1 protein-coding gene is annotated in these 1904 nt (G+C 44.6%); it reads left to right on the top strand.

Features of this window, described 5'->3' with window-relative positions:
* Positions 1-1799, top strand: a 1799-nt coding sequence (locus tag ACFFAP_RS26385; RefSeq protein WP_375514002.1) for an efflux RND transporter permease subunit, incomplete at its 5' end; no start/stop codon positions are given.
* Between the last annotated feature and the right edge of the window lie 105 nt (positions 1800-1904).

Raw genomic sequence — 1904 nt, 5'->3', positions numbered from 1 at the left:
ATTCGCCAGTCCAAAACAATAATGGTCATAGCGATGATCACTACCAAACAGAAGAAGCAGCAACGACAACTGCCAAATCTGTGAAGAAAGATTGGATATGGCGGCTACACGAAAAGTTTAATCGGCAATTTGAGAAACTTCGCAGTTGGTACTACAATGTCCTGACCTCAGCATTAAATCACCGCCGCATAGTCTTTGTGTTATTTGGTGCTTTTATTGTCAGTGCAGGAGTTTTGTTGCCATTCGTCGGTCAAGACTTTTTCCCTGAAGTCGATGGTGGTCAGTTTAGCCTTCATGTTCGAGCCTTACCTGGTACTCGTTTGGAAGAGACAGAAAGAATTGTCAGCCAAGTCGAAGGCGTTATCCGCCAGACTGTACCGAAAGAGAATCTCTCTCTAATTCTGGATAACATCGGCTTACCCACCAGTGGCATTAACCTTACTTATGGCTACAACGGTGCCACAATTGGATCGGCTGATGCTGATATTCTTGTGTCTTTAAAAGAATCTGGTGCAACTTTTTCTTACGTCAAGGAACTCCGCCAGAAATTGAAAGCGACATTTCCCAGCTACACTTTCTTTTTTGAGCCAGCCGATATTGTGACTCAAATTCTCAATTTCGGTTTGCCTGCTGCTGTTGACGTGCAAATATCTGGCCCTCTGAAAAACTCAAAGGGCAACTTTGAAATTGCCCAACAAATCGCCGATCGGATGACGCGTATTCCTGGGGCTGTAGATGTACATCTTCAGCAAGTTGTCGATGCTCCCAAATTACGTCTTGATGTAGATCGCACCGAGGCTCAACAACTGGGTATGACCCAGCGTGATGTTGCCAATAGCGTTCTTACTTCCTTAAGTTCAAGCGGTCAAGCTGCAATTAACCAGTGGCTAGATCCCAAAAAAGGCGTGAGTTATACCCTTGCGGTACAAGTTCCTCAGTACAAACTTGACTCTATTGACAGCCTGAAAAATACGCCAGTTGGCAACGGTCAAACAGCACCTCAACTTTTAGGTAATTTGGCTAGTGTAAAACGCGACACAGTGATGCAAGTTGTGAATCACTACAACATTCAGCCAGTTTTCGATATCTACGCTAACTCCTCTGGCCGCGACCTTGGGGGAGTTGCCAATGATGTAAATCGAATCATCGCTGATTATCAGAAAAAATTGCCTAAGGGAAGTCAGATTAATGTCCGCGGGCAAGTGCAAACGATGAACTCTTCGTTTTTGGGACTTGGTTTAGGACTTGTGTTTGCAATTGTGTTGGTTTACTGCTTAATGGTGGTCAACTTCCAATCTTGGCTCGATCCCCTGATTATTATGATGGCGCTGCCAAGTGCTTTAGCTGGTATTGTCTGGATGCTGTTTGTCACCCGCACCACTTTCAGCGTTCCTTCGTTAATGGGTGCAATTATGAGTATCGGTGTGGCGACATCGAACAGTATTTTAATGATCACTTTTGCTAACGAGCAGCGTCAGGAAGGGGAAAATGCCTATAAAGCAGCTCTCACAGCAGGCTATACAAGGTTACGTCCTGTGTTGATGACTGCCTTAGCCATGCTTATCGGCATGGTGCCAATGTCTCTTGGTCTTGGTGAAGGTGGCGAACAGAATGCACCCTTGGGTCGCGCCGTAATTGGTGGCTTGTCAGCTGCAACAGTTGCTACTCTCATCTTTGTACCTGTTGTATATAGCATTATGCGGCGTCAACAACCTCGTCCTATTGATGAGGATGACGATTTAAATTTCTCAGATTCAAAGACAGCCTATTCGTTGTCATCATCCCAAGGCAAGTCATAGCAGATAAGAACTACGGTGTACACATAAATCTCTTAAATGTTACTACGTAACGTAGGGTAGATTAATTTTTGCAAGTCAATGCAACAAAGGTGCAAGTCAATGCAA

Source organism: uncultured Nostoc sp., assembly GCF_964245575.1.
In the GTDB taxonomy this organism is placed as follows: Bacteria; Cyanobacteriota; Cyanobacteriia; order Cyanobacteriales; family Nostocaceae; genus Nostoc.
The sequence above is the reverse complement of the archived record's forward strand: the minus strand, read 5'-3'. Positions and strand labels throughout refer to the sequence as shown.